The sequence below is a fragment of the Roseivirga sp. BDSF3-8 genome (assembly GCF_041449215.1).
Classification (GTDB): Bacteria; Bacteroidota; Bacteroidia; order Cytophagales; family Cyclobacteriaceae; genus JBGNFV01.
In genome coordinates, this window is the sequence record NZ_JBGNFV010000001.1 from 1,170,561 (window position 1) to 1,193,951 (window position 23,391).

The following is a 23,391-nucleotide window of genomic DNA, read 5'->3' on the forward strand; positions in this document are numbered from 1 at the left end:
ATTGACGGATGAGGCCTCTGCTGCGAAAGGTTTACTTAAAAGATGATGTGCAGTGGCCCCCTGAACTCATTGTGGGTGAATTTGATCTGGTAGTAATAGGTGCCGCTGGCTACGCCCCCGCCATCCCAGTGGAAGTCCCGCTCGCGGGTAAAGAACACCTCTTTGCCCCAGCGATTGTAGACGGTGAATGATTCAAACTGACTTGCGCAGTTATCGGGTGGCAATTCTTTAATAAAGTATTCTTCAGAGAAGGAATCGCCATTGGGGGTAAAAGCGTTGGCAATATCGAAATTATAATCCACCTCCAGGTCCTGCAGTTCGAGATTAAGGGTGAGGGTATCGATCAGGCTTCCATCACAGTACTGGTCTCTCACCACCAGTCGTACGGTGAAGCGGTTCTCTTCGGGTAAGCCGGATAGCTGCTCGCAACCGGGAGTCCAGATAAAAGGGGAATTGACCTGTCCGCGCCCTGTGACGGGCTCAAAGGTAAATAACCCCTCGTAGCGCTCGGCATCGGCGGGCAGCATGGCCATGTACATTTCATCGTTGTCTGCCTCATTGCCCTGTATATTGAGGGTAAGGCTTTCACCGACGGTGAGCCGGTAATCCACGGGGCCCGGTTCACCGGCCACACTGATGACGGGAGCATTATTTACAGGAGGCTGTACTAGCAGGTTCCTGATTACGGTATCAGGAAACTCCATGCCGCAGTCGTAGACACTTCTGAGCACGAAGCGTAGCTGGAGGGTATCATCTAATATACGGAGTGCTTCACAGCCGGGTGTGTAGGCAAAGGGGGCGGTGATGCTGCCAGTGCCGCTGGCTCCTGCAAACTGGTAGATAAAATCCGGTGGTAGTTCATCTGCGTTATCAAGTGTAAGGTAGAGTGAATCGTTGTCGATGTCATTACCGAACAGGTCAAAGCGGATGCTTTCCCGCACCCTGACCTGCAGCAGGTTATCCGGGGCGTTCGTTGTAAGCACCGGCTGGGAGGGCTCGGGGGCTACGTGCATCAGGTCAAAATAGACGGTATCGGGCGGGGTGAGGTGACCGCAGGAGTCAATATCATCCGCAAGCATGGCAAAGCTTACGGGCATATCCACAAACTTCTCACACTGAGGTGTCCAGCTTACCCTGTAGCGGGCAAAGCCTCTGCTTTCTTCCAGCAGGTCTATGGCTACGCCTACTGATTCGGGTGATATGCCCTCTGCCTGCCTCCATACCAGCAGGCTGTCCAGATCATCGTCACGGGCCACTACTTCCATACTGAAGGACTGGCCGGTAAGGAGGCGACGCTCTACCCGCTCAGCCACAGGGGCAGAAAAGTAGGCGGGGGTACCTATGTCGCGATCTATATGAATACGTACGCGCAGGGTATCGAGCAGGGGTTTGGGGCAGGAGTTGTCTCCGGCAATAAAGTCAATGATGAGGGGGTCCACGCCTGGCACGGGGCATTTATCCAGGCACACACTGGTGGAAAGGGTGTCTTGTATGGAGGCGAGAAACTTACTTTGCTGCCCCCAGGACCAGCCATAGTCGGCGGGGTCAAAGTTTACGGCACGGGCACGTATACTTACCTGCTCTCCCCTGAGTTGGGTGTCGCCGTCTGTTACCTTAAAGTCTATGCAACTGGCATCCTGCTCACGTATGGTGATCAACTCATTATTGGCTAACCGGCGGCTGTCCCCGTTAATATTGGCAGTAATAACCGGTGGCTGGCCTGCATTACAGTCAGTGATGACGAGTAGCTGAAAGTCTCTCCTTACCTCTCCTATGCGCCGGCCATTGCGGTACTCCTCGCACTTAACGCTAAATACGAACAGGCCTGGCTGGGTGGGGGTAACGGTAAGCAGTCCGTCGGTACTGATGCTAAGCGGCGGAATACCTCTTATCTGGTTATCTGTATCATAACCTGTCTCCCAGGTGACGCTGGGGTGTGGTGCTGGCCTCGGATTGGGGATAGGCTCTCCGGTGGAGCTGTTCAACGGATCAACCAGAGAATATACGAGGGAATCGCCATCCGGATCAGTGCCGCCGAAGTCGGCATAGTAGGGCTTAAACACGCATCCATAGTCGCTAAGGGGCGGGAATAGCTGGGGGGTACTGTTCACGAAAGGTTGCTGGTCCAATTGGACAGGGGGAAACTCCAGGTAGAATGTCTGTCCTGTACCTTCGGGCAATACGATATTATTGATGATGTTATTGCGGCAGCAGCGCTCGTAGGTTACGTAGTATCCCTGGGGGTCGTTATAGATGGTGGGATCCAGGTAGATCCTTCTTTCATAGACGAGTTTATTGGTTTCCAGTTCGGCTATGGCACACTCCGGCTGTGTGTACTCTACCTCTGTCTTTTGTACCTGGTTTAGCCGCCAGGCGTCTACCCGGCGGTTTCGTGCCTTACTGAAGATCACCAGGGTGGCGTCCTGGTCTTCTGCTCCGGGACTCCCGTTTACACGGTCAAAGTACTGAATGAGGCGCAGGGTATAATAGTACCCTCCGGTATGCTCCAACTCTATCTCTCCCCCTACAATGTGGGTAGCCCGGGCACCGGTGCAAACTAAGAACAGGAATAGACAAATAGTAACGTGCCGCATGCGTTAGCCTTAAGGTCTGAATAATCAATATAGTAAAAATTACCTCCGCCTACCGTCTTCCCTACATATGTCTGACACTTCAATGGTAAGAATCCCTTCGCCGGAATGGACATACTTGTCCGGGTAGTTTCAGTAATCCTTCAAAACTAACAGGACGGAGGAAAATACAAGGGATCTGAGCCACAGCCATATTCATTAAAATATTCAATTAATACAGCGCCCGGTCGAGAGGAACGGGAGAGGAACGAAAGGCGAAGGATACCCCTACCATACATGGTTTAAAGACGGTTAAGAGACGGTTCAGTAGTGGGTGGAAGGGCGGAAAGAGATGAACTAAAAAAAGGTGTAATGGCCGCAGTGGGCCTCCTTGTAAAAATACAAATTTATGGCAGCAGATCAAAGGGGTTATCACTTTATGATAGGTGGCATACCGGTGGCCTGAAGGCGATAGGGCAGGGGGGGTGAAACGGATGAAGGAGGGGTAAGGTGCGGGCAATCCGAAAAAATGCCGTAATTTTGCAGCTTATTATGGGAAGAGGCAAGAAATTTAAGCAGGAAACGCTGGAGAAGGTGCCTATCGGTGCTATGGCAGTGGAAGGTAAATGTGTGGCGCGGGTGGATAACCGTGTGGTTTTTGTAGAAGGTGTGGCGCCGGGAGATGTGGCGGACCTTCGCATTACCAAAAAGAAGAAAAACTTCTTTGAGGCACGGGCGGAGCGCATACATGAATATTCGGACAGACGTACTGAGCCCTTTTGTGAGCACTTTGATTACTGCGGAGGCTGCAAATGGCAGCATATCACGTATGAGACTCAGCTGGCATATAAGCACCAGCAGGTGATCGACTCGCTGGAGCGCATCGCTAAAGTGCCCCTGCCTGAGATAAGCCCGATACTGCCCTCTGCCGAAACCCGCTTTTACCGCAATAAGCTGGAGTTTACTTTTAGTGACAGCCGCTGGCTGACCCGGGAGGAGATCGATAGCGGGGCGGAAATCAGCCGTGAGGCGCTGGGCTTTCACGTGCCGGCACGCTTTGACCGGGTCATCGATATCCGGAAGTGCTACCTGCAGCCAGACCCGAGCAATGCGGTAAGGCAGACGATAAGGGCCTACGCTCTTGAAAATGACCTCACTTATTACAACCTGAGAGAGCATACGGGGCTACTGCGTAACTTGATCATCCGTACGGCTAATACGGGGCAGACGATGGTCATCGTGCAGTTTGGCGAACGGCAGGAGGAGGCTATAGGGGGTGTAATGGCTCACCTGAAAGAGGCTTTTCCTGACCTGACTGCCCTTATGTACATCGTGAACCTGAAGAAGAACGAAACGTTCCATGACCAGGAGGTGATCACGTATGCGGGCCGCGACTATATAGAGGAGGAAATGGAGGGGCTGCGCTTCCGTGTAGGACCTAAGTCCTTTTACCAGACCAATAGCGGGCAGGCTTATGAGCTGTATAAGGTGGCTCGTGACATGGCGGCACTTACGGGCAGTGAAACGGTATATGACTTGTATACGGGCACGGGTACGATTGCTAACTTTGTGGCCCGCCAGGCGGGCCATGTGGTAGGCGTGGAGTATGTGCCGGAGGCGATTGAGGACGCGAAAGTTAACAGCCGGGAAAATGGTATAGATAATACCCGCTTCTTTGCGGGTGACATGAAAGACTTGCTTACCGAAGACTTTGTGAATGAGCAGGGCCGCCCGGATGTGGTGATTACGGACCCTCCCCGCGCGGGCATGCATGCGGATGTGATACAAACGCTGCTGAACGTATCGCCTGACCGTATCGTTTATGTAAGCTGCAACCCGGCTACACAGGCCCGGGACCTGGCGCTGCTGGGTGAGCAATATGAGGTGACGGCTGTGCAGCCGGTGGACATGTTCCCGCATACTCACCATGTGGAGAATGTGGTGCGGCTGGATAAAATATCTTAATAACGCTGAAAACAGAAGAAATACGATGCAAAACGATCCTGAATTAGATCCTAAATACCTGGGCACCATCACGGAGGACTTTGCAGTAGTGTCGAACATACTGAGGGAGAGCTCTTACCAGGTACGCAAAAGGGGCTTTTCAGAGTACCCTATCTTTCCGGTGAGTAAAACGCAGCTACCGGTAGGGCAACTGCTGCTGGCTAAGGAGGAACTGGCCCTGCAGTGGAATTACTACATTACTTACCTTGACGAGTTTGTGCAGCGCAAGTTGATAGACCAGGAGAGGGTAGAGGAGTTTGAAAAGAACTATAAGGACCCGGAGGAGTTCTGTTGCCTCTTTGTGGTAGACGGGGATTTTACGCGTTACGTTTATATCCCCTACCCTGAGGACAGCCCGGCGCAGGGACTATGATTTAGCCATAAGCTAAATAAGCATATTACTAGGTGACATCCCATGCGGGGTGTCACCTTTATTTTTTTAAGGGCATATATAGCTTACCATTACAGGTTATTTAGTTGAAATATTAATCCTAATAAATAGGGATTTATTACGGTTATATTATTCAATAAATTAGCTTATGGCAATATAGGCCTCCCCCTGGCCTATGCCAGCTACCTGTTACACCCGCCTTGCGGGTGGTCCCATCATATCATTTTTTCCTTCTACCAATCACTAAACTCTTTTTCACCTATGAAAAACCTTCTATTACTGATTACCCTGGCGGGTCTGTCATGTATAAGCGTACGCGTCCTGGCACAGGATCCTTCCACAGATCGCTGGGTGGATAATTTTAACAACACCATCATCAACCCGCCCAATGTGGGGAGTGTGGGCATAGAAACCAGCTTCCCTCTGCAGGGCACGAAGCTGGACGTAAGGCTGGGCAATATCTTTCAGTCGCCGCTCAGCTCCAGCTCTACGCTGGATGTACCTAACCAGTTTATCGGAATAGGCGATTCCTTCGGGCAGTGTGATATCTACGGCATCAGGGTGCAGGAGCCTCTGGTTATTGCCACGATTAACAACCCGATTGCTTTCGCAAACCTGGGCATTAAAGCGCCGGCGGCAAACAGCATCAACCCTATCCCTGTGCTGAGCTTCTACCCCTCGCTTATCATAGAGTATGATGGCGACCCCGACGGCTGCGGCACACAGGTGGGCCGCTGGACATCTTCGGGCCTGACGGTGAGCGGATCTGTCACGGCTAATGCTTTCGTGACTTCCTCCGACGAAAGACTAAAGGCTGACTTCCGGGAGCTAACGGACGCTGCGGCTCTCATACAGGCGATGCACCCGGTGAGTTATACGCTTAACCCTGCAGCGGCTCCGGGTAAAAACCTACAGGAGCAACGTACAATGGGCTTTAAAGCGCAGGAACTTCAGGCCATATTGCCGGATGTGGTGCATGAGGGTGAGGACGGCTTTCTCGGGGTCAATTATGATGCCCTTATCCCTGTGCTGGTGGCGGCGCTGCAGGAGCAGCAGGCCCGCATTGAGCAATTAGAGCAGCGGGTGGCTGCAGGTCCGGAGTTGGCGCCCGGTGGTGTACCTGTCCCGGAACGTATCGAGCTGTTCCAGAACGAGCCGAACCCCTTTGACCGGGAAACGAGTATCCGGCTGAACCTGCCGCAGAGCGTGCAAAACGCCGTGCTGTATGTGTATGACATGAATGGCCGCCAGATCAAAGAGCTGAGCCTGGAGGCGCGCGGCACGGTCAATGCACGTATAAACGCGGGCGAACTGGAGGCTGGCATGTACATCTATGCGCTGGTGGCGGATGGTAAGGCCATCGACAGCAAACGGATGATCCTGACGAGGTAGCATGAGGCTACCCGCTGACTTACCTACCAGGAATACTTTTTTCAACAACCAATATTAACCATTAAACTCACTTTTATGAGAAAGCTATTTACTTTTTTACCTGCAATCATGCTATGTATGCTGGTAAGTACAGCGAGCCTGTATGCTCAGGATCCTTCGGTAGACCGCTGGGTGGACAGCGGGGGAAATACCCTGATCTCCCCCTTTAGCGGCACGGTGGGCATAAGCACCTCTTTTCCCCTGGCAGGGACCAAGCTGGATGTGCGGCAGGGCAATATATTTCAGTCACCCTTAAGCTCATCTTCCACTACTTCATTTCCCCGTCAGTTTATCGGCATAGGCGAGTCGTTCGGGCAATGTGATATATACGGGGTGAGGGTGCAAAAGCCTAAAGGCCTCACCTTCGTAGGGGACCCGAACCCGGATGTATTTGTCAATATGGGGGCTAAGACTATCCGGTCCTCGGGGACGTTTTCCTTTAATATAGTAACGCCGGTGATCTCTTATTACCCTTTTTTAGCTATGGAGTATGATGCTGACCCTGATGGCTGTCCGGTGAGGATAGCCACGTGGTCGAGCAACACGGCAACTTACCAGTTGGATGTGGCAGGGGATGTAAGGGTGGTGACTCTTACTCAGACATCTGATGAGCGGCTGAAGAAGGACTTTAGAGAGGTGACCAACGCCCGCGACAAAATAGATGCAATGCACCCGGTAAGCTACGCGTGGAACAGCGGTGTAGCCCAGGCGAAAAATCTGAAGGACCAGCGTAATATTGGTTTTAAGGCACAGGAGCTACGCACTATACTACCAGAAGCAGTGAGCGAAGGGGAGGACGGCTACCTGGGCATAAACTACAGTGCGGTTATCCCTGTGCTGGTGGCTGCACTGCAGGAGCAGAACCAGGAGATTGCCAGCCTGCGTGAAGAACTGACTACAATGCGTAATAATGCTCCTGCGCAGGGGCTGAACAATGTGCCTGAGCGCATTGAGCTGTTTCAGAACGAGCCGAATCCCTTTAACCGGGAGACAAACATTCGCCTGAACCTACCTCAGGATGTGGAAAATGCGGTGCTGTATGTATATGATATGAATGGCCGCCAGATCAAGGAGCTAAGCCTGGAGGAGCGCGGCGCGGTCAGCGCACGCATCAGTGCGGGTGAGCTGGAGGCCGGCATGTACATCTACGCGCTGGTGGCGGATGGTAAGGCCATCGATAGCAAGCGTATGATTCTGACGAGGTAGTATTAGCGTGGTTATAAAAAAAGAGCTTGCCACAACAGGTGACAAGCTCTTTTTTTTATTAGTCGAAGTGCTTCCAGCCCTGGGCCTGCAGGGGTACTTTCTGCTGGCCGCGGGTAATGAGTACCTTGCCGTTTTCCTTTTCCTGCATGTAGCCTATGGTGGTAATGTCAGGGTGGTTTTTGATCTTTTCGTAATCCTCCTGGCCTATGGTGAACAGCAGCTCGTAATCTTCTCCGCCATTGAGGGCGGCGGTGGGTGCACCTATCTTGAACTCGTCTGCCACTTCATATACGTCCTTGGTCATGGGTAGCTTGTCTTCGTATACCACGGCTCCCAGTCCGGAGGATTTACACAGGTGCATCACTTCAGAGGCAAGGCCGTCGCTGATGTCGATCATGGCGGTAGGCACCACGCCCAGGTCACGCAGGTCAAATATCACGTCCATCCGTGCCACGGGCTTAAGCTGCCGGCCGACTACTTCCTTATATTTTTCCAGGTCCGGCTGCATTTCAGGGTTTTCCCTGAATACGGCCTTTTCACGCTCCAGCACCTGCAGGCCCATATAGGCACCACCCAGGTCACCGGTGACGCAGAGTATGTCGGCCGTTTTAGCGGTAGAGCGCAAGGCTAGCTGTTCCGGGGTGGTCTCTCCCACAGCAGTGATAGAGATTACGAGGCCCGAGTGGCTGCTGGTGGTGTCTCCTCCTACCAGGTCTACATTATAGTCCTGACAGGCCTGGTGTATGCCCTGGTACAGGGCCTCTACGGCCTCTACGGAAAAGCGGTTGCTAAGGGCAATATTGACAGTGATATACTTTGGCAAGCCGTACATGGCCGCTATATCCGACACATTTACGGATACGGCCTTGTAGCCCAGGTGGGGCAGAGGCATATAGCTAAGGTCAAAATGTACCCCTTCCAGCAACATGTCTGTGGTGACCAGGGTAAGCTTACCGCCATCTTCTATAACGGCGGCATCGTCACCTATCCCTACCCTGGTAGAGGGATTAGTGACAGGGCTTAGGGCTTTGAGCCGGTCTATCAGGCCAAACTCCCCGATTTCGCCGATCTCTGTACGTTTGGGACTTTCTGACATTGTATTTTCTCAATAAACGTAAAAATGGTATAGCCGCTACGCTGCCTTTCTTTACCTGACGGATGGAAAAAGCACATCATCCGTAGCGGCTAAGGGCGGCGTTTTTTGGCTTGCAGCCATCTGGCATGTATCTTCCTCAAAAAGAAGAAGGTATGAAGAAGTTGATCCTGTTTACGGTTCTTTGTCTAATGGTACTGGCTAGCTGCGGACCGCGTCCACAGTACAAAACACGCTCAGGCAAAAAGAAAAACACGCATTATAACTCTATCCAGTATGACAAAAAGAACTGGAACCGCAACCGTTAGTTTTCTTCGGAGGTAATCTCCTGGCACAGTTCTACCAGTACACCTCCGCTGCTTTTAGGGTGTAAAAAGCATACGAGTTTGTTATCCGCCCCTTTTTTAGGCTCGGTGTTGAGAAGCTGAAAGCCCTCACCTTCCAGTCGGGCCATTTCTGCGCGTATGTCCTCAACATCGTAGGCAATGTGGTGTATGCCTTCTCCGCGCTTTTCTATGAACTTAGCGATGGCGCTGTCTTCGCTTGTGGCCTCCAGAAGCTCGATCTTACTATCTCCCATCCGGAAAAAACTGGTGCTTACTCCCTCGGATGCCACCTTCTCTGTTTTGTAGGGCTCAGTATTCAGCAGGGCTGTATACAGGCTATTGGCCTTTTCCAGGTCCTTTACGGCTATGCCTATGTGTTCGATCTTCCTCATATATGGCTTCACGTATGTTTATTACCGCTTTGTTACTTACCTTTGCAAAGGTGCCAAACTTTTCGGGAGGCCGAAAGGTTCGCTAGCTGTTTTTGGTTATGCGTAGGCAAATTATTACATTATAGTTACTGACCAAAGGATGGATTCATCTACAGACATACACGTAGAAGCGGCCCGCATCCAAAAGGAGATACGGAATTATCTCGGGCTGGGAAGCAGTTCGGTAGTGTTTGAGTTTCATGCGGCCGATGGCGGGCGTACCAAGCTGGACATGATCACGATCAACCCCCGGCACAGCCAGTCCTTTTTATTTCACAGCACGACAGGGTATGATAAGATCGACTCGCTCAACAAGATGCTGGACTACGTAAAGGACTACAAAGAGAAGGAAAGCAGCTACACCATCCAATGGGCGATACGCGGTGAACGCGACTTGCATACTTCTTATTTCAGTGCACCAAATATTTACGGAGCACTGGAGAAGCTATATTACGGTCGCGACATGAACCAAATCACGGTTTTTAGCGTAGTATTAAATCCAATAAGCTAATAATAAAAGAGGAGAAGCATGATCAGCGTAACGGATTCCGCTAAGCACAGAATTACCAAACTTCGGGAAGAAGAGGGCAAGTCACCTGAGTACAATATCAGGGTTAGCGTGAAAGGTGGTGGCTGCTCCGGCCTTATGTACGATCTGGATTTTGACAATGAGATCCGGGATGCGGACGAAGTATTCGAAGATAAGGGCGTAAAGATTCTTGTAGACAAGAAGAGCCTGCTCTACCTGCTGGGTACCACCCTGGACTTTACAGACGGACTAAACGGAAAAGGTTTTCAGTTTATTAACCCTAACGCTTCACGTACCTGCGGGTGCGGAGAGAGTTTTGCTGTTTAGGGTAATAAGATAAAAGTACTTTTTACACGAACGGTAATGCCGGAAAGAGCCACGTACTAATTTTGAGTGCGTGGCTCTTTCATTTTCATGGCTCAGAGCGGATTTTCAGCCAAAAAAGACACAATAAAGAATAAATCAACCAAAATATCCCTCAATCGGATTATTCCGTTATCGGTAATTCTTATACTGTTCTCTATATATCAAGTAATGAGGATGTTTTACTATAGAAAAGGATTAATATTCAAAATACAAGTGTGAATATTTAACTTTTTTACGGTCAATAATAAATGAATTTTTGGAGTAAATATTGGGCTAAACGACATTAGCAACAATAAGACTTCATTATGAGTTGGATATTACATAAGTTTATTACACAAAAAATGCATATTACTGATAAATGGCTAAACGAATCGCAAACAATTTTAGAGTGAACCTTCGCTATTTGCGAAAGAAGCACCACATGACCCAGGAGGAGCTGGGGGAAAAAGTCGGAAAAACGAAAAGTCTCATTAGCAGCTATGAAAAAGGAAATGTGGAGCCGGGTCTGTCCGCATTGCTTGAGCTCACAGAAATATTCAATGTCTCATTGAATGATTTTGTGCTGGAAGAGCTAGCGGTCAAAAATGAGGATGCCTCACCGGAGGTGGTCATTGACCGGTCTTCACTGGAACAGCTTAAGGAAGAGAGCGTGAGCATGCGTGAGGAATATAGCCTTAGCGGGCAGTCCGACAGCAAAGAACCGAAAGAAAGATTATACAACCTTGTACAAAGGTCGCTGCAACTGGCAGGCATGCAACAGGAACAGCTAAGAGAGGTGGCCAACGGCCTTAACTTTCTGTATCGCAACCTGAAGGGAAAACGGTACGTGAAGTAAAACCGCAGGCCATGAGGGCCGGCGGCTTACTGTGAGATTTTTTCTGACTATTGCCACTCCCATACGGAGTCTACGAAGTATTTCTGGCTATCGAACATATGCTCATGCACGGCAAAGCCAAGCTCATGAGCCATGGCCTCGATTTGTCCCAGACTATACTTCTGGCTCACCTCCATGTAGATGGCCTCCCAGGCATCGAAAGGGATGGTCTCGTCTTCGCCGGGAAAGGTTACGTGCTGCTTTTCTTTAGATACAAGGTAGCTGCGGCAGGCACCCGACGCGGGGTTATATACCGGGTAGTGGATGAAGTTATTGCGGTCAAAATCTGTACCCAGTTCCTCATTCATCCGGTCCAGCAGGTTTAGGTTAAACTCTGCCGTAATCCCCTGCCGGTCATTATAAGCGGCCAGTATCTTGGATGGCTGCTTTTTGAGGTCAAACCCGATGACCAGCAGGTCACCAGGTACGAGGTAACGGCTTACCTCTTTCAGGAAGTCGCGTGCGGCTCCGGGTTCATAGTTACCAATGTTGCCACCCATAAACAGGACCACTTTACGCCCCTTATTGTGGGTGCTGAGCCAGTCCAGGGCACGGAAATAATCGTCACACAAGGGCTTTACCTTGAGGTTTGGGTAGCGCTGATTTACATCCGCCACGAGTATGTCCAGCACATTGCCCGAAATGTCAAGTGGCATATACTCAAAATCTGTATCCGCTTTGGAAAAATGCTCCAGTAAAACCTTGGTTTTCATGCCATCACCGGGACCCAGTTCTATAAGCTGAAAGGAACCTTTAGCAGAGAAAATATCGAGAAAACGCTCGCGGCCCTGCTTCATTATTTCATATTCCGAACGGGTGAGGTAGTACTCGTCCATTTCCATAATCTGCTGAAACAGACGGTCTCCCTTTTCATTATAAAAATACTTACTGGGAAGTGATTTCTGGTCGGCTTTCAGGCCTTCCAGCACCTCGCGGGCAAATGTCTGTCGTACCTCCTCTTCCAGGGGTGCTTTGGTCACGGTCATGTAAAAATGCTAATCAGATTTATTTAATATTTTCAGCCAGGCGAATCCCGGTAAAATGCCACCTTAGGTGCGGGTGAAAGAAGTTACGGTAACTCACCCGTATATGATCGGGAGAGGTGGCACATGAGCCCCCTCTAAGCACCATTTGATTGATCATGAATTTGCCATTGTACTCGCCCAGGGCACCATCTTCGCACTCGTAGTATGGATATGGGAGGTAGGCACTCTGCGTCCACTCCCATGCATCGCCAAAGAACTGGTAATTACCTTCCCGGGCTGTAGTGGGCCGGAAGTTTCCGCTATCGACAAAGTTGGCTTCCTCGGGAGCAATGGGCTGGTATTTTTTACAGGCCGCCTCCCATTCAAATTCTGTGGGTAGCCTCATGCCACGGTAGAGCGCATAGGCATTGGCTTCATAATAGCTGATATGGGTCACAGGCTCTTCGGGCTTTACTTTTTCAGGGCCGTTCATCGTGTAGTGCCACCACTCGCCATCCTGTCTGTACCAGTACATGGGCGCGCGCGGGTTGTTTTTCTCCACCCAGTCCCATCCGTCGGACAGCCATAACCGTACTGTCTTGTAGGCACCACTCTCTATGAATTCCATATATTCCCCATTGGTGACGAGGCGATTGGCGATACGGTAGGGCTCCAGGTATACTTTATGAAAGCCATACTCATTATCAAAGGCAAAATCTTTGCCCTGGGCACCAATTTCGTAGAGCCCTTCGGGCATTTCCAGCATTTCGGCAGGCACAGTGCGCTTAGGGGCCGGCTGGGAGACTTTCTTCTCAGGCCTGTACACGGGCTGCAGAGGGTTATTGCCCAGTATACACTTTATGTCATATACCATGAGCTCCTGGTGCTGTTGCTCATGCTGCAGGCCTATGGTAAGGATATAGCGTACCCGCTCCTCATCAGGTATATCACTGAGCAGAAACTCGATCATGTGCTCGGTCACATGCTTGCGATAGGCATAGACCTCTTCCACGGTGGGGCGGGTAAGCATGCCGCGTTTCGGGCGGTCCCAGCGGTCACCTACGGTCACGTAGTAGCTATTGAAGAGGTAGCTGTACTCGGGGTGAAACACCTCGTAGTTTTGTTTATATTCCTTAAGAATGAAATTCTCAAAAAACCAGGTTGTATGGCCGAGATGCCACTTGGGGGGGCTCACATCCACTATAGGCTGCACCACGTAATCTTCGGTTTCGAGCGTTTCGCAAAGGTGCTCGGTTTGCTTGCGTACCCGCAGAAAACGTCCGGCCAGTTCTTTATGATCGAGGGCCTGCAAAGAGGCAGAGGGGGAGATATCTTCTGAAAAACCCAAATTGATAAAAATTTATTTGGTACAGACTTATAACCAGCCTCTTGGGGCATAGTTTAGCCCGGTGACTAAAAAATGGACCTGCTAAACAATGATAAAGAAAAATATGCTCGCTCCAAAGCCCCTGCGGGTTGGATTGGAATTAAAAGCCAATACCCACGCGTACACCGTATCTGTTGCTGCCATCAGGCTCAAAGTTACGGTAGCCGTCTACCCTTACTACTTTGAAAATATGCTCTATACCCAGCCCTAGTTCGGCATAATGCCCGGCCTCCCGGGTATGAAACCAGTTGGCGGTAAGTACTGTCTGCCACTTCAGATTGCGAATGTGGGGTATTTTATTGAGTAAAAAGCCATTGAAGTGGTGGGTGAAATGTCCCTGATAATAAGTATCGTTAGTACTGTAGGTATAATAGTCAAGTAGCTGGAACTTGCCGGGACCAAAGTCGGTAGGAATAAACTGGTTTCCCATAAAGTGCTTATAATCCATAAAGTAGAGTACGGGCGCACGCAAAAAGGTGCCTGCGGCAAGGGTGTAGTCTGTCTTACCCAACAAGCCGAACGCCTGCTCTCCCACTACGGACAGGCTTAGGCGGTCAAAGTCTGTGTCAGAACCAAAAACCCCCTTTATCCCTTTCATATAGGTCAGGTACAGGGAGGGATAGCGGCTCTCAGTTATGTATTTGAAGTCTGGCCGTGATACGTACTTCTGTGCAAAACGAAAGCGCGCCGTAAACCTGAGGGTCAGTGCCTCATGCTCCGGAAAGTATGTGTCTGTGAACGCATTTTGTGGGCGGTTAGGCTGCAGCTCCCGGTCTTCACGGTCCACCCACACATCGGTTGCTTTATTAAAAAGCTCCCGGCGCTGGCCGTACTCCAGGGTGGCCCTGAGGTATATGCCGTTTACCGGTTCTATGCCATGGGTGTAGCTGGCAAAAGTATGGTCGTAGATACGGAGGTAATTTTCCTCATTTAGCAAGGTGTAAAAGGTATTGAGCCAGTACGGTACCGGGTCCTGGTAGTTATACTGAGCGATGTACTTTCCGGCGCTGAATGAGGCTGAGGCAAATTTACGCGGGTTGTAATTATACGTAGCCTCTACCTTACCGCGCACGCCATCATCAGAGCTGACGCGCACCACGGGGGTAATAGTGTAGCTGCGCCGGTCTTCATATTCCTGGCGAAAAGAGGGGGCTATATCAAGCACGTACCCCTCTACGGTATTGTATTGAAACAGCCTGAACAAGGAGGGGAATCGCACCTCGCGTTTCTTAAAGCTATTGCGCCAGGTATAGCCACTCAGGAAAATATCGCCAGGGCTAATGCGGTTATTCTTACGGTCTACGGAATCCAGGTAGGGCTTGCTTTCCTTTACCTGCTGTATGCTGTCTTTACGCACGTAGTCAGATACCTCAAGTTGGGTAAGGGGCACGGGCCTCACGTTGTCCCAGTAGCTGCTGTCGCGCTTATTGGCTTCACGTTCTACGCGCAGCACCTCGTTATTAAAAAACCCTTTTTCAAAATCAGGGGCTATTTCATAGTCGCGGTACACGCCTATGAAGTAACCACTGCCTTCAAAGCCGAATATTTTAAAGTTGAATGTAAACGACTGGGAGAGCACCATCCAGGCATTGTCTTCGATGGGGGCAAAGACCTGGTTGATGTTGAGGGTGTCCACAAATTCCACCTGGCTTTCTTTTGTAAGCTGCAGGTCGGTACTGTGTATACGCCACAGGTCTTCCACTATGTATATGTGCCCCCGGAATACAGGATCATGCTGGCGTTTGGGTATGAGCTTTATCTTATTGATCAGGTAGTTGTCCTCGCGGAAGGTACCCTCCAGCTCATAGTCATAGAAGAAGAGAGCGTTATCAGCTATGGGCGAGACAAAGCCGCGCTCACTGAGGCCGGGAAAGCTCAGCAGGTTTTCATAGAAATTAAAGCGCATATCGGAGGCCTGGTTCCAGCTAAAGCCACGGTCGTTACCACTCACTTTACTGGATATCATTACTTCCTTGACGTTATTTGGCCGTTGTACATGGTACTCTGATACGGACTCGGAGAGATACACGATGCCTGTATCTACATTCACTTCTATCCCTAATATCTTGTCCTGCTTTTTGTCCAGCCGCTGCAGGCCTTTTATATATACCTCTGCGCTAAAGGCCTCCACCTCATTCAGGTGTTGTTTCCTCCTCGCTATGGCTGCCCGGATGACTGCATAGGCAGGGTCTTCGTCTCCGCTGCTGATGACCACCTCACTGAGCTCATACGTCTCCGGCTCCAGGCTGACGTCGAGCGCTACGGGCGTAGCGGCTATGCGCACCTCCCTCTCCTGGGTCTTGTACCCTACGAACTGGTATAAAATGCGGTAGGTACCAGGGGGCAGGCTTATGCTGTAGCGGCCGTCCTGGTTGGTGGTGGTACCCGTGGAGGTGTTTTTAATATGGACTGTGGCAAAGGGCAGGCCACGCCCCTCCTCATCGCTCACCACCCCGTACAATCTGGTAGCCGCCTGCCTCTCCCCCGCCGTGGCAGGGGAGTGTACCGCGAGCAAAAGCAGGGTCACATAGCTGGTGCACAATAGCTTGAGCAGGGTCTTCATCTTCCGGTAAAAAAATACGTCTTAAATAGCGTCTAATGCCTGGCGCAGATCTGCGATAAGCTCATCTGCTTCTTCCAGGCCTGTATAGAAACGGATCATATTAGCTGGTAGTGTGGATTTATAGTTTTGTGAGCGGTGCAGGGTGAGTGCCGGGAAGATCAGCGACTCATGGCCACCCCACGAGCAGCCCATCCCGAAGTAGGTGAGGCTTTCGCAAAAGGCCTTCACTTTCTCCTCATCTTCCGTAGCCAGGGTGATGGTAAACTGCCCGCCGCCCCGCTTCATCTGGCGCATGGCCAGCTCATGCTGGGGGTGTGAGGGCAGGAAGGGGTAGTATACTTCGGCTACCTTATCATGCGCCTCCAGGAACCTGACCACTTCCGCGGCGGTATGGCTTACCCGCTCCATGCGCAGGTGTAGGGTGCGCAGTCCCCGCACCAGCAGCCAGGCATTCATGGGGCTTAATATGCCGCCAAGGGTCATAAACTCCCCGGCAAAGATCTTTTTGCACATGGCCTTGCTGGCGCAAAGTATACCCGCTACGGCATCGCTGTGGCCGCCTATGTACTTGGTGGCTGAGTGCATGATGATATCCACTCCCAGTTGGGCGGGCTTCATATTCAGGGGGGTACAGTAGCTGTTATCCATAAGGGTAAGCAGGCCCTTCTCTTTGGCAACGGCTACGGCGGCTTCTATGTCCTGCAGCTCAAAGGTCCAGCTATTGGGGCTCTCAAGGAAGAGCATCTTCGTTTCCGGCCGTATCGCGGCCCGGATATTCGCTGTCTCCCTGCCATCTACATAGGTAGTGCTTACTCCGAAGCGGCTGAGCAGGTTGTCCAGCAGCTTGGCTGTCCAGCTATAGGGCTTTTGCACACATACCACATGGTCTCCCTGCTGCACATTTGCCATAATACCGGCAGCTATGGCGGCACTGCCGCTGCCAAAGGCGAGGCAGTCTTCTGTGCCCTCCAGGGCGGCCATCTTTTTACGCAGCACATCCACGGTGGGGTTCACGCCCCGGCTGTAGAAAGGCATCTCGTCCTCATGACTGAGGCACTCGGCCATAGCGTCTATGGTGTCAAATAAAAAGTTGGAGGTTTGAAATACAGGCGGCACCGCTGCCCCCTGTACACGCTGCTCCTCTCCGGTATGGTTCAGTATATAGCTGAGGTTATCGTAGTCCATAGTATCAAGTAGTATTCAGACTGCATATTGCAGAAAAAACGTCTTTTCCTCAAACGCAGGAAGGCGCTCAGGCAAATTCCTTTATTTTTGTGGCAAATATCAGTGATATGAAAGATAAAGTGGTCATCGTAACGGGAGGTTCATCAGGTATCGGCAAAGCCTGTGCGGAGGTATTTGGCCGCCATGGCGCTAAGGTGGTGTACACGGGGCGTAACCAGCAGCGGATGGATGAGGTAAGCCAAATGCTGACGGCGGAAGGGATAGACCACCTGCCGCTAACGCTGGACGCAAGCAGCGAGGCGGATAACCGCCGGATGGTGGAGGAGACCATAGCCAAATACGGCCGTATAGATGTCCTTATTAACAATGCGGGGATCTCTATGCGCGCGCTCTTTGAGGACATGGACCTGGAGGTGTTCCGTAAGGTGATGGATATAAACCTATGGGGCACTATCTACGCTACTAAGTATGCGCTGCCGCATATACTGGAAAGCAAGGGTAGCGTAGTGGGCGTCTCTTCTATCAACGGGTACCGGGGTACCCCTGCCCGCACGGCTTATACGGCGAGCAAGCATGCGATGAATGGCTTTATGGAAAGCCTCCGCACAGAGGTGATGAAGCGGGGGGTTCATGTACTGGTGGCCTGCCCGGGCTTTACGGCTTCTAATATCCGCAATGTGGCGCTTACGGCAGATGGTAGCACACAGGGGGAGTCTCCGCGCGATGAGCAGGAAATGATGACTGCGGAAGAGGTGGCCGGGGCGATCTACAAGGCAGTGAAAAAACGGAAAAGGGACGTGGTGCTTACGCGGCAGGGTAAGCTAGCAGTATTTTTGAATAAGTGGATGCCGGGCATGATGGACAATATTGTCTATAACCACATGGCCAAGGAAAAGGACAGCCCCTTTAAGTAGGCCGCTATAGGTGGCAGAATGAGGCCAGGTCACCTGTATTTGACGAAAATAAGCAGGAAATAAACCTGGCTAGCGGGATGCCAGCGGCAAAAGCTGACGGCTGCGTACCCATACCTCACGCTCGCCCCAGGCTATTTTGGTCCAGATGTCACCGGCTTCTTCTATGCTGACTTTGTGCCCCGGCCCTATAAGCTCCGCGAGCGGCGCACCTGCCGAGGGGCCTTCCATGAGGTAGACGGAGGTGCCTTCCACAATGGCGTAGTCGCTGCGTGCGCCATCGGTGTTAATGAGTATCAGTACTATGGCAAAGGCTACCCATGAGGCGATTACAAGACCTACGGGCCGCTTACGGCTACGCTGGCGCTTCCAGCCTGCCAGTACAATGAAAAGGAGTGCCAGCCCTGCAAGGCAGGCTATCACTACATCGTAATAGCGGGCAAAGGCATTACGAAAGAGGCGAAAATCATTGAGTGCATAGCCCTGCAGACCCTGGGCTTCTGCTACCTCGGCCATTTTATCCAGCACCTGCCGGTCATAGGTAAGCAGGTAGTACCGGTTTAGAAAGTACAATGCCCGGCTATACTCTTTGAGGCCTTCCTTGATAAAAGCCATCCGCAGCAGCATAGCGGGTGAGGTGTAGCCCTCCTCGTCTATCTGCGCGTACAGTTCGTAGGCCTGTCCATATTTCTTTTGCTCAAATAAAGAATCGGCCCTTTCCAGTGCATCTGCCGGCTGTGCAGCGAGGCCGGAGAGGCCTGCTATGCCGTAGAGGAAAAGGAACAAGATCAGTTTTTTCATTTGGCGTTTGACATTTTGGCAATCCTTCATACCTTTGCACTGCAATTAAGGAAAACGGCATCCGAAATGCAATTTCCACTTGCAGGATTCAGTAGCTCAGCTGGCAGAGCATCTCCCTTTTAAGGAGAGGGTCCTGGGTTCGAGCCCCAGCTGAATCACCACTTGGGACAAGTCACTATTTTGCTGGCTTGTCCCTTTCTTTTTGTCCTCAATTTCGCGGTTTACAGCGTATAGAAGGCGAAATACTTCATTGACGCGAGTGGTTCGATGTCTGCGATCTGTATACACCAGATTTTCCGGGTATATCGAACCAATCAGTTTTCGCTTCCTCTCCAAATCAGCCTCTTCGTAGAGTTTTTCTATGTTTAAAGCTATATCCAGGGCTTTTTCAAGCTGTGGCTTTAGCACCTTCTTTTGCTTGGTCTTGTAGCAGGCAAGTTTGCCTTCCAGGTCTACCAACTTCTGATTACAGGCTAGTTTTATCGCCTTGTAATCTTCCTGGTCTATGGCATCATCAAGCAGCAGCATACGTGCCTTGCTTAGCTTCTCGTTTTGTTCTTCTATCCCTTTTATAAGTTCTGCCCTGCCGTCAGTAGAAGCTTTAATTTTTTTATTATAGGTTTCTATTATGACCCCTTTTAATATATCACCTAATACGGGGTTGATGGTATACTTCGCCAGCTCATTTACGAAGGCTTTGTTTACCTCTCCGGCTTTGTGACGCTCCCCACATTGTGAAGTACAGTGGTAATAATAGTAATACTTATTGCGACCTTTGCTTGCACTACCTGTTAGCATCCGTGTGCACTTAGGACACTTCAAAAAGCCCACCAGCGGTATGTTTTCGTGAGTGACTACCTTTGTCTTACGTTTAGGTCTTCTGCCTTCCAGTATCTCCTGCACTTTATAAAATAGCTGTTCTGATACAAGGCCTTCGTGCTGGCCATTAACTATTCGGGCCTCTTCATCCTTATACTGGTGAATGAATATCTTCCCACAATACACCGGATTCCGTAAAGCATGGTAGAAGGCATTTTTACTGCACTTAAAGCCGATCTCCTTCCGGGCTAACTTTAGTACCTGCTCACTGGAATAGATTTCCTCTGCGACGCGTTCAAATATCCACTTGATCTGGCTGGCCTGCGGCTCCCTGGGAACAATCACCTTATTGCCGTTATCGTCACGGGTGTTCTTGTAGCCTCGTGGTGCTGAATGGCAGTACCTACCCTCTTTCTTCGCTCTGCGCATGCCATGGATGACATTCAGTGCCCTGCGGTCATTTTCCACCTCCGGGGCTGCCAGGTAGAAGGCCAGCATCATTTTGTTTTCCGGGATGTTCAGGTCCAGTGGCTGCTCTATTGCCTGCGGTTCTACGCCTAATCGTCTGAGCTTGCTTATCATCATGTAGGCATCACCGGCATTGCGGCTGAACCTGTCCCACTTAGTAAATAATACTAATGTGCTGCTTAGTCGCTTGCGGCTCTTCAGGTAGTTTAGGTAGTGTGTCCATTCGGGGCGCTCAAAGCTCTTGGCCGAATGGTCTTCAAAGATCACCTTCCCGGGTATCAGGTTATTTATCTCGCAGTACTTCAAAAGCATTTCTTCCTGGTTACGCTGGCTGTAACCTTTGTCTGCCTGTTCGTCAGTACTTACGCGTATGTATAAATCAGCTGTTGTCATTTTTCAGTACGGTTGTGACAGCTATTTCAGCTATCTCTTTCATTAAATTAAGAAGATTACGGCAGGTATCCAGATCACGGTGAATACCCTTTTCACTTAGTGCCTTCTGTACCTGCCGTGGTGTGAGGTGTTTTCTGCCAGCCATACGCCTAAGGGTTAGCTTATAAGCTGGCAGAACCTTTACCTATTTGCTCAGCCCTTACAATCAAGATGGGAATCGGGCAATTTGTAAGATGTAATTCCTTCGTCCTGGAAGGAATAATAGCCATCCAGTGTAATAATGAGATTGTCCAGTAATCTGATGTCCAGAAGCTTGGCTGCGTTTTCCAACTTCTTACCCACCGCTAATTCAGCATTGTCCGGCTTACTGTCTCCTGATGGATGGTTATAGGCGACAATCATGCTGGTAGCTCCTGATTTGATAGTGGCAGCAAATATCTGCTTGTAATCGATCGGTACGGAAAACGCAGAACCGGAAGCAATATTAACCAGTCCTAAGACCCTGCTTTTCGTGTTCATCAGCAGTACCTTATACTGCATCACCATTTCAATCTTCTCGTGGTCCCAGCATTTTAATAATAGCTGGTAGGCCTCCCATGAGTTATTAATCTGAGGCCTTTCGTTCGGGTTAACGGTGTTCGAGTAGCTAAGCTTAATTTCGGTGATGTTGCTTAGTTCTTTGGCTGTTAAATCCATAATCAAAATCGTTTGATAAGTGAAAAATTAATTATGGGGCCCGCTTACGGTTACGGCCGACTCAGGGCCAAAAGGAATCGGAATAAATGAAGGGTATGCGGGCGGGGCTGTGTTTATGCCGAAGTCTTTTGGCCAGACAGGAGGCCTAACCGGATATTTGCGCCAAATTGATAGAGAATGAATTAAGGGATGAACCTTGCAAAAGGAAAAGGACAGTCTTTTGAGTAGGAAGGTATGAGAGTAGAAGCAGGTAAGGAATCCGGAAACCCGGGAGTAAGAAGCAGTAAACGGCGTAGTGCCGTTATCAGGCCCGCCTGAGCCCTTCGTGTTTGATGAATTGTAGGGGAATGTTGGAGAGAGTCTTTAGGCCGCATTTGTCGCCTTCAAGTTCAAGATCATAGAGTTCGGTATCTCCTGTAATCTTGGTGCCGGTCACAACGGCGCGATGAATAGCCTCAGGTAAAATTACGGATACCTCCTGGCCTAGAATCAGGGTAGCTTCCTCCGGCAAGGTGTAGCCCGTGCTTTCCCAGTACTCGCTAATCGCCTCCTGGTAGAGCTGCAGCAACTCAGGCTTACCTAGCCCCTGAATAGCTTGTTTTAGTTTCATTCGTGCATTCATAGTCATTGATAAGTTTAAACACTTACAATATAGGCCTAATTAGGCCTTTTTGTCAAGCCTTAAATCAATGACTTTTGACTGTGGCTGATAATAAACCAAAATTAGCAAAGCAATTTGCTGCCAGACTCAAAGAGAGGCGTAAAGAACTGGGCTTAACTCAGGCCAAAGTGGCTGAAAAAATAGGTGCAGATCTTAGGGTTTACCGTAAGATTGAGAACTGCGAGACAGTACCGAATGTGATTTTAGCCTATAAGGTTTTAAATGCGCTTAATCTAACTTTAGAGGAAGCTTTGAGGGATTAGCCTTTTAAACAATATTTTTTAATTTTGGTAGACGCAACCAAATCACTTTTCCGGGTGGCAATTTATTTGGAGAAGGCCGAAAACAGGCTATAACAAATTGACTATCAATTACTTTTGCTTGCGCAAATTTGCCAAAAACAGGTAAAATATTGCTCTTTGACGTACTGAAATTGAGAAAAAGGCCGATAGTAAAAAGCATGTTTCTCACTAGCTTACAGCCACTTAGCTCCAAAATCGACTTCGTGAGCTACATCCACTACAATAAGGATTGAAACATCATTGTGTGTTTGGGTTGTAGGCCGGAATAAGACTTCGTGAGCTACATCCACTACAATAAGGATTGAAACATAACCCCACCCAAAACTTATAGAAATGGAAATTGAACTTCGTGAGCTACATCCACTACAATAAGGATTGAAACTGAAAGGAGTCCTTTTGGATGAATTAAAGGAGGAGGCTTCGTGAGCTACATCCACTACAATAAGGATTGAAACTTTTGATGGGGAAGGTAGGTGATGAGTGGCGACCGGTCTTCGTGAGCTACATCCACTACAATAAGGATTGAAACTCACTAAAGGAGGCAATAGCATTCTTAAAATACTCTCTTCGTGAGCTACATCCACTACAATAAGGATTGAAACTTTGGTATTTCTGCATTAATCTCTTCCCACTTGGTCTTCGTGAGCTACATCCACTACAATAAGGATTGAAACCTACTTCCATGCAGTGAATTGTATCGACTACATAATCTTCGTGAGCTACATCCACTACAATAAGGATTGAAACATTATTATTACTAATGATTGTATTAATGGACATTCACTTCGTGAGCTACATCCACTACAATAAGGATTGAAACCTGAGCTGCTGACGGCGGCGAATGCACTGGCGGCGCCTTCGTGAGCTACATCCACTACAATAAGGATTGAAACCCAGGTGACAGTGATTGATCATGAGCTTATCCAGCTTTCCTTCGTGAGCTACATCCACTACAATAAGGATTGAAACAGTTCGCCGCGCGCCGCCGCCGCGCCCAACTGATCCACTTCGTGAGCTAC

At 50.0% G+C, this 23,391-nt stretch carries 21 protein-coding genes, 1 tRNA gene, 1 pseudogene and 1 CRISPR repeat array (1 of these 24 cut by a window edge); of the genes and pseudogenes, 11 read left to right on the top strand and 12 right to left on the bottom strand.

Going from position 1 to position 23,391, the window contains the following annotated elements; translation table 11 throughout:
- Positions 1-35: 35 nt before the first annotated feature.
- Positions 36-2,594, bottom strand: coding sequence for a gliding motility-associated C-terminal domain-containing protein (locus AB9P05_RS04715; protein WP_371907656.1), 2,559 nt, complete (start codon positions 2,592-2,594; stop codon positions 36-38).
- A gap of 528 nt (positions 2,595-3,122) precedes the next feature.
- Between AB9P05_RS04715 and rlmD the strand changes: the two genes are divergently transcribed.
- From rlmD to AB9P05_RS04735, 4 genes are all read left to right on the top strand, one after another.
- Complete coding sequence (rlmD, locus tag AB9P05_RS04720) at positions 3,123-4,535, top strand: 23S rRNA (uracil(1939)-C(5))-methyltransferase RlmD (protein WP_371907657.1); 1,413 nt, start codon at positions 3,123-3,125, stop codon at positions 4,533-4,535.
- Positions 4,536-4,560: 25 nt separating this feature from the next.
- Entirely contained in the window at positions 4,561-4,947 is a 387-nt protein-coding gene (locus AB9P05_RS04725; RefSeq protein WP_371907658.1) for a hypothetical protein, read from the top strand.
- 279 nt (positions 4,948-5,226) lie between these two features.
- Positions 5,227-6,357 (top strand): tail fiber domain-containing protein, encoded by a 1,131-nt coding sequence (locus tag AB9P05_RS04730; RefSeq protein WP_371907659.1) that lies wholly within the window; start codon positions 5,227-5,229, stop codon positions 6,355-6,357.
- 75 nt (positions 6,358-6,432) lie between these two features.
- The gene (locus tag AB9P05_RS04735) at positions 6,433-7,602 is read left to right on the top strand and encodes a tail fiber domain-containing protein (protein WP_371907660.1); all 1,170 of its coding nucleotides are present in this window, start codon (positions 6,433-6,435) and stop codon (positions 7,600-7,602) included.
- A 58-nt stretch (positions 7,603-7,660) separates the two neighbouring features.
- Here the strand turns inward: AB9P05_RS04735 and thiL are convergent, their stop codons facing one another.
- Positions 7,661-8,698 carry a thiamine-phosphate kinase gene (gene thiL, locus AB9P05_RS04740; RefSeq protein WP_371907661.1) on the bottom strand — a complete coding sequence of 346 codons (1,038 nt, stop codon included), beginning with the start codon at positions 8,696-8,698 and terminating at the stop codon, positions 7,661-7,663.
- Between the two features lie 152 nt (positions 8,699-8,850).
- On the opposite strand from thiL, the gene AB9P05_RS04745 reads away from it, so the two are divergent.
- Positions 8,851-9,003: a hypothetical protein gene (locus tag AB9P05_RS04745; protein ID WP_371907662.1), complete on the top strand. Its 153-nt coding sequence runs from the start codon at positions 8,851-8,853 to the stop codon at positions 9,001-9,003.
- Here the strand turns inward: AB9P05_RS04745 and mce are convergent.
- On the bottom strand, positions 9,000-9,413 hold the full coding sequence (gene mce, locus AB9P05_RS04750) for a methylmalonyl-CoA epimerase (RefSeq protein WP_371907663.1): 414 nt from the start codon (positions 9,411-9,413) through the stop codon (positions 9,000-9,002). The genes AB9P05_RS04745 and mce overlap by 4 nt on opposite strands.
- Before the next feature lie 139 nt (positions 9,414-9,552).
- Between mce and AB9P05_RS04755 the strand changes: the two genes are divergently transcribed.
- The 3 genes from AB9P05_RS04755 (at position 9,553) to AB9P05_RS04765 (ending at position 11,182) form a co-directional block, all read left to right on the top strand.
- A complete protein-coding gene (locus AB9P05_RS04755) occupies positions 9,553-9,963 on the top strand; it encodes a hypothetical protein (RefSeq protein WP_371907664.1) in 411 nt (136 codons plus the stop codon).
- Positions 9,964-9,981: 18 nt separating this feature from the next.
- On the top strand, positions 9,982-10,308 hold the full coding sequence (locus AB9P05_RS04760) for a HesB/IscA family protein (protein ID WP_371907665.1): 327 nt from the start codon (positions 9,982-9,984) through the stop codon (positions 10,306-10,308).
- Between the two features lie 397 nt (positions 10,309-10,705).
- Positions 10,706-11,182: a helix-turn-helix transcriptional regulator gene (locus AB9P05_RS04765; protein WP_371907666.1), complete on the top strand. Its 477-nt coding sequence runs from the start codon at positions 10,706-10,708 to the stop codon at positions 11,180-11,182.
- A 47-nt stretch (positions 11,183-11,229) separates the two neighbouring features.
- Here AB9P05_RS04765 and egtD read toward each other — a convergent pair whose 3' ends face one another.
- The 4 genes from egtD to AB9P05_RS04785 all read right to left on the bottom strand — a co-directional run bounded on the left by egtD (position 11,230) and on the right by AB9P05_RS04785 (position 17,321).
- On the bottom strand, positions 11,230-12,207 hold the full coding sequence (gene egtD, locus AB9P05_RS04770; protein ID WP_371907667.1) for an L-histidine N(alpha)-methyltransferase: 978 nt from the start codon (positions 12,205-12,207) through the stop codon (positions 11,230-11,232).
- A 19-nt stretch (positions 12,208-12,226) separates the two neighbouring features.
- On the bottom strand, positions 12,227-13,534 hold the full coding sequence (gene egtB / locus AB9P05_RS04775) for an ergothioneine biosynthesis protein EgtB (protein ID WP_371907668.1): 1,308 nt from the start codon (positions 13,532-13,534) through the stop codon (positions 12,227-12,229).
- 139 nt (positions 13,535-13,673) lie between these two features.
- The gene (locus AB9P05_RS04780) at positions 13,674-16,136 is read right to left on the bottom strand and encodes a DUF5686 and carboxypeptidase regulatory-like domain-containing protein (protein WP_371907669.1); all 2,463 of its coding nucleotides are present in this window, start codon (positions 16,134-16,136) and stop codon (positions 13,674-13,676) included.
- A gap of 21 nt (positions 16,137-16,157) precedes the next feature.
- Entirely contained in the window at positions 16,158-17,321 is a 1,164-nt protein-coding gene (locus tag AB9P05_RS04785) for a PLP-dependent aspartate aminotransferase family protein (RefSeq protein WP_371907670.1), read from the bottom strand.
- Positions 17,322-17,428: 107 nt separating this feature from the next.
- On the opposite strand from AB9P05_RS04785, the gene AB9P05_RS04790 reads away from it, so the two are divergent.
- The gene (locus tag AB9P05_RS04790; protein ID WP_371907671.1) at positions 17,429-18,235 is read left to right on the top strand and encodes an SDR family oxidoreductase; all 807 of its coding nucleotides are present in this window, start codon (positions 17,429-17,431) and stop codon (positions 18,233-18,235) included.
- Between the two features lie 69 nt (positions 18,236-18,304).
- Here AB9P05_RS04790 and AB9P05_RS04795 read toward each other — a convergent pair whose 3' ends face one another.
- Positions 18,305-19,033: a hypothetical protein gene (locus tag AB9P05_RS04795; RefSeq protein ID WP_371907672.1), complete on the bottom strand. Its 729-nt coding sequence runs from the start codon at positions 19,031-19,033 to the stop codon at positions 18,305-18,307.
- 85 nt (positions 19,034-19,118) lie between these two features.
- Between AB9P05_RS04795 and AB9P05_RS04800 the strand changes: the two genes are divergently transcribed.
- Positions 19,119-19,194 (top strand) — tRNA-Lys (locus AB9P05_RS04800).
- A gap of 730 nt (positions 19,195-19,924) precedes the next feature.
- Here the strand turns inward: AB9P05_RS04800 and AB9P05_RS04805 are convergent.
- The 4 genes and pseudogenes from AB9P05_RS04805 to AB9P05_RS04820 form a co-directional block, all read right to left on the bottom strand.
- Positions 19,925-20,713, bottom strand: a pseudogene (locus AB9P05_RS04805) (recombinase family protein); the annotation flags it as partial.
- Positions 20,700-20,858 carry a hypothetical protein gene (locus AB9P05_RS04810; RefSeq protein WP_371906975.1) on the bottom strand — a complete coding sequence of 53 codons (159 nt, stop codon included), beginning with the start codon at positions 20,856-20,858 and terminating at the stop codon, positions 20,700-20,702. The gene AB9P05_RS04810 and the pseudogene AB9P05_RS04805, both read right to left, overlap by 14 nt.
- A 47-nt stretch (positions 20,859-20,905) precedes the next feature.
- Positions 20,906-21,409 carry a JAB domain-containing protein gene (locus AB9P05_RS04815; RefSeq protein ID WP_371907673.1) on the bottom strand — a complete coding sequence of 168 codons (504 nt, stop codon included), beginning with the start codon at positions 21,407-21,409 and terminating at the stop codon, positions 20,906-20,908.
- 304 nt (positions 21,410-21,713) lie between these two features.
- Positions 21,714-22,031, bottom strand: a complete 318-nt coding sequence (locus AB9P05_RS04820) for a hypothetical protein (RefSeq protein WP_371907674.1) — start codon at positions 22,029-22,031, stop codon at positions 21,714-21,716.
- A gap of 80 nt (positions 22,032-22,111) precedes the next feature.
- Here AB9P05_RS04820 and AB9P05_RS04825 point away from each other — a divergent pair, with 80 nt between their 5' ends.
- Positions 22,112-22,333: a helix-turn-helix transcriptional regulator gene (locus AB9P05_RS04825; RefSeq protein WP_371906972.1), complete on the top strand. Its 222-nt coding sequence runs from the start codon at positions 22,112-22,114 to the stop codon at positions 22,331-22,333.
- A gap of 238 nt (positions 22,334-22,571) precedes the next feature.
- A CRISPR array of direct repeats spans positions 22,572-23,391; the repeat unit is 23 nt; unit sequence TCCACTACAATAAGGATTGAAAC; it runs 1,419 nt beyond the window's last position.

What these genes read in the sequence shown, in the direction of transcription:
- AB9P05_RS04715 (WP_371907656.1), bottom strand. Translation starts at nt 2,594, where the DNA reads ATGCGGCACGTTACTATTTGTCTATTCCTGTTCTTAGTTTGCACCGGT.
- rlmD (WP_371907657.1), top strand. Translation starts at nt 3,123, where the DNA reads ATGGGAAGAGGCAAGAAATTTAAGCAGGAAACGCTGGAGAAGGTGCCT.
- AB9P05_RS04725 (WP_371907658.1), top strand. Translation starts at nt 4,561, where the DNA reads ATGCAAAACGATCCTGAATTAGATCCTAAATACCTGGGCACCATCACG.
- AB9P05_RS04730 (WP_371907659.1), top strand. Translation starts at nt 5,227, where the DNA reads ATGAAAAACCTTCTATTACTGATTACCCTGGCGGGTCTGTCATGTATA.
- AB9P05_RS04735 (WP_371907660.1), top strand. Translation starts at nt 6,433, where the DNA reads ATGAGAAAGCTATTTACTTTTTTACCTGCAATCATGCTATGTATGCTG.
- thiL (WP_371907661.1), bottom strand. Translation starts at nt 8,698, where the DNA reads ATGTCAGAAAGTCCCAAACGTACAGAGATCGGCGAAATCGGGGAGTTT.
- AB9P05_RS04745 (WP_371907662.1), top strand. Translation starts at nt 8,851, where the DNA reads ATGAAGAAGTTGATCCTGTTTACGGTTCTTTGTCTAATGGTACTGGCT.
- mce (WP_371907663.1), bottom strand. Translation starts at nt 9,413, where the DNA reads ATGAGGAAGATCGAACACATAGGCATAGCCGTAAAGGACCTGGAAAAG.
- AB9P05_RS04755 (WP_371907664.1), top strand. Translation starts at nt 9,553, where the DNA reads ATGGATTCATCTACAGACATACACGTAGAAGCGGCCCGCATCCAAAAG.
- AB9P05_RS04760 (WP_371907665.1), top strand. Translation starts at nt 9,982, where the DNA reads ATGATCAGCGTAACGGATTCCGCTAAGCACAGAATTACCAAACTTCGG.
- AB9P05_RS04765 (WP_371907666.1), top strand. Translation starts at nt 10,706, where the DNA reads ATGGCTAAACGAATCGCAAACAATTTTAGAGTGAACCTTCGCTATTTG.
- egtD (WP_371907667.1), bottom strand. Translation starts at nt 12,207, where the DNA reads ATGACCGTGACCAAAGCACCCCTGGAAGAGGAGGTACGACAGACATTT.
- AB9P05_RS04780 (WP_371907669.1), bottom strand. Translation starts at nt 16,136, where the DNA reads ATGAAGACCCTGCTCAAGCTATTGTGCACCAGCTATGTGACCCTGCTT.
- AB9P05_RS04785 (WP_371907670.1), bottom strand. Translation starts at nt 17,321, where the DNA reads ATGGACTACGATAACCTCAGCTATATACTGAACCATACCGGAGAGGAG.
- AB9P05_RS04790 (WP_371907671.1), top strand. Translation starts at nt 17,429, where the DNA reads ATGAAAGATAAAGTGGTCATCGTAACGGGAGGTTCATCAGGTATCGGC.
- AB9P05_RS04795 (WP_371907672.1), bottom strand. Translation starts at nt 19,033, where the DNA reads ATGAAAAAACTGATCTTGTTCCTTTTCCTCTACGGCATAGCAGGCCTC.
- AB9P05_RS04810 (WP_371906975.1), bottom strand. Translation starts at nt 20,858, where the DNA reads ATGGCTGGCAGAAAACACCTCACACCACGGCAGGTACAGAAGGCACTA.
- AB9P05_RS04815 (WP_371907673.1), bottom strand. Translation starts at nt 21,409, where the DNA reads ATGGATTTAACAGCCAAAGAACTAAGCAACATCACCGAAATTAAGCTT.
- AB9P05_RS04820 (WP_371907674.1), bottom strand. Translation starts at nt 22,031, where the DNA reads ATGAATGCACGAATGAAACTAAAACAAGCTATTCAGGGGCTAGGTAAG.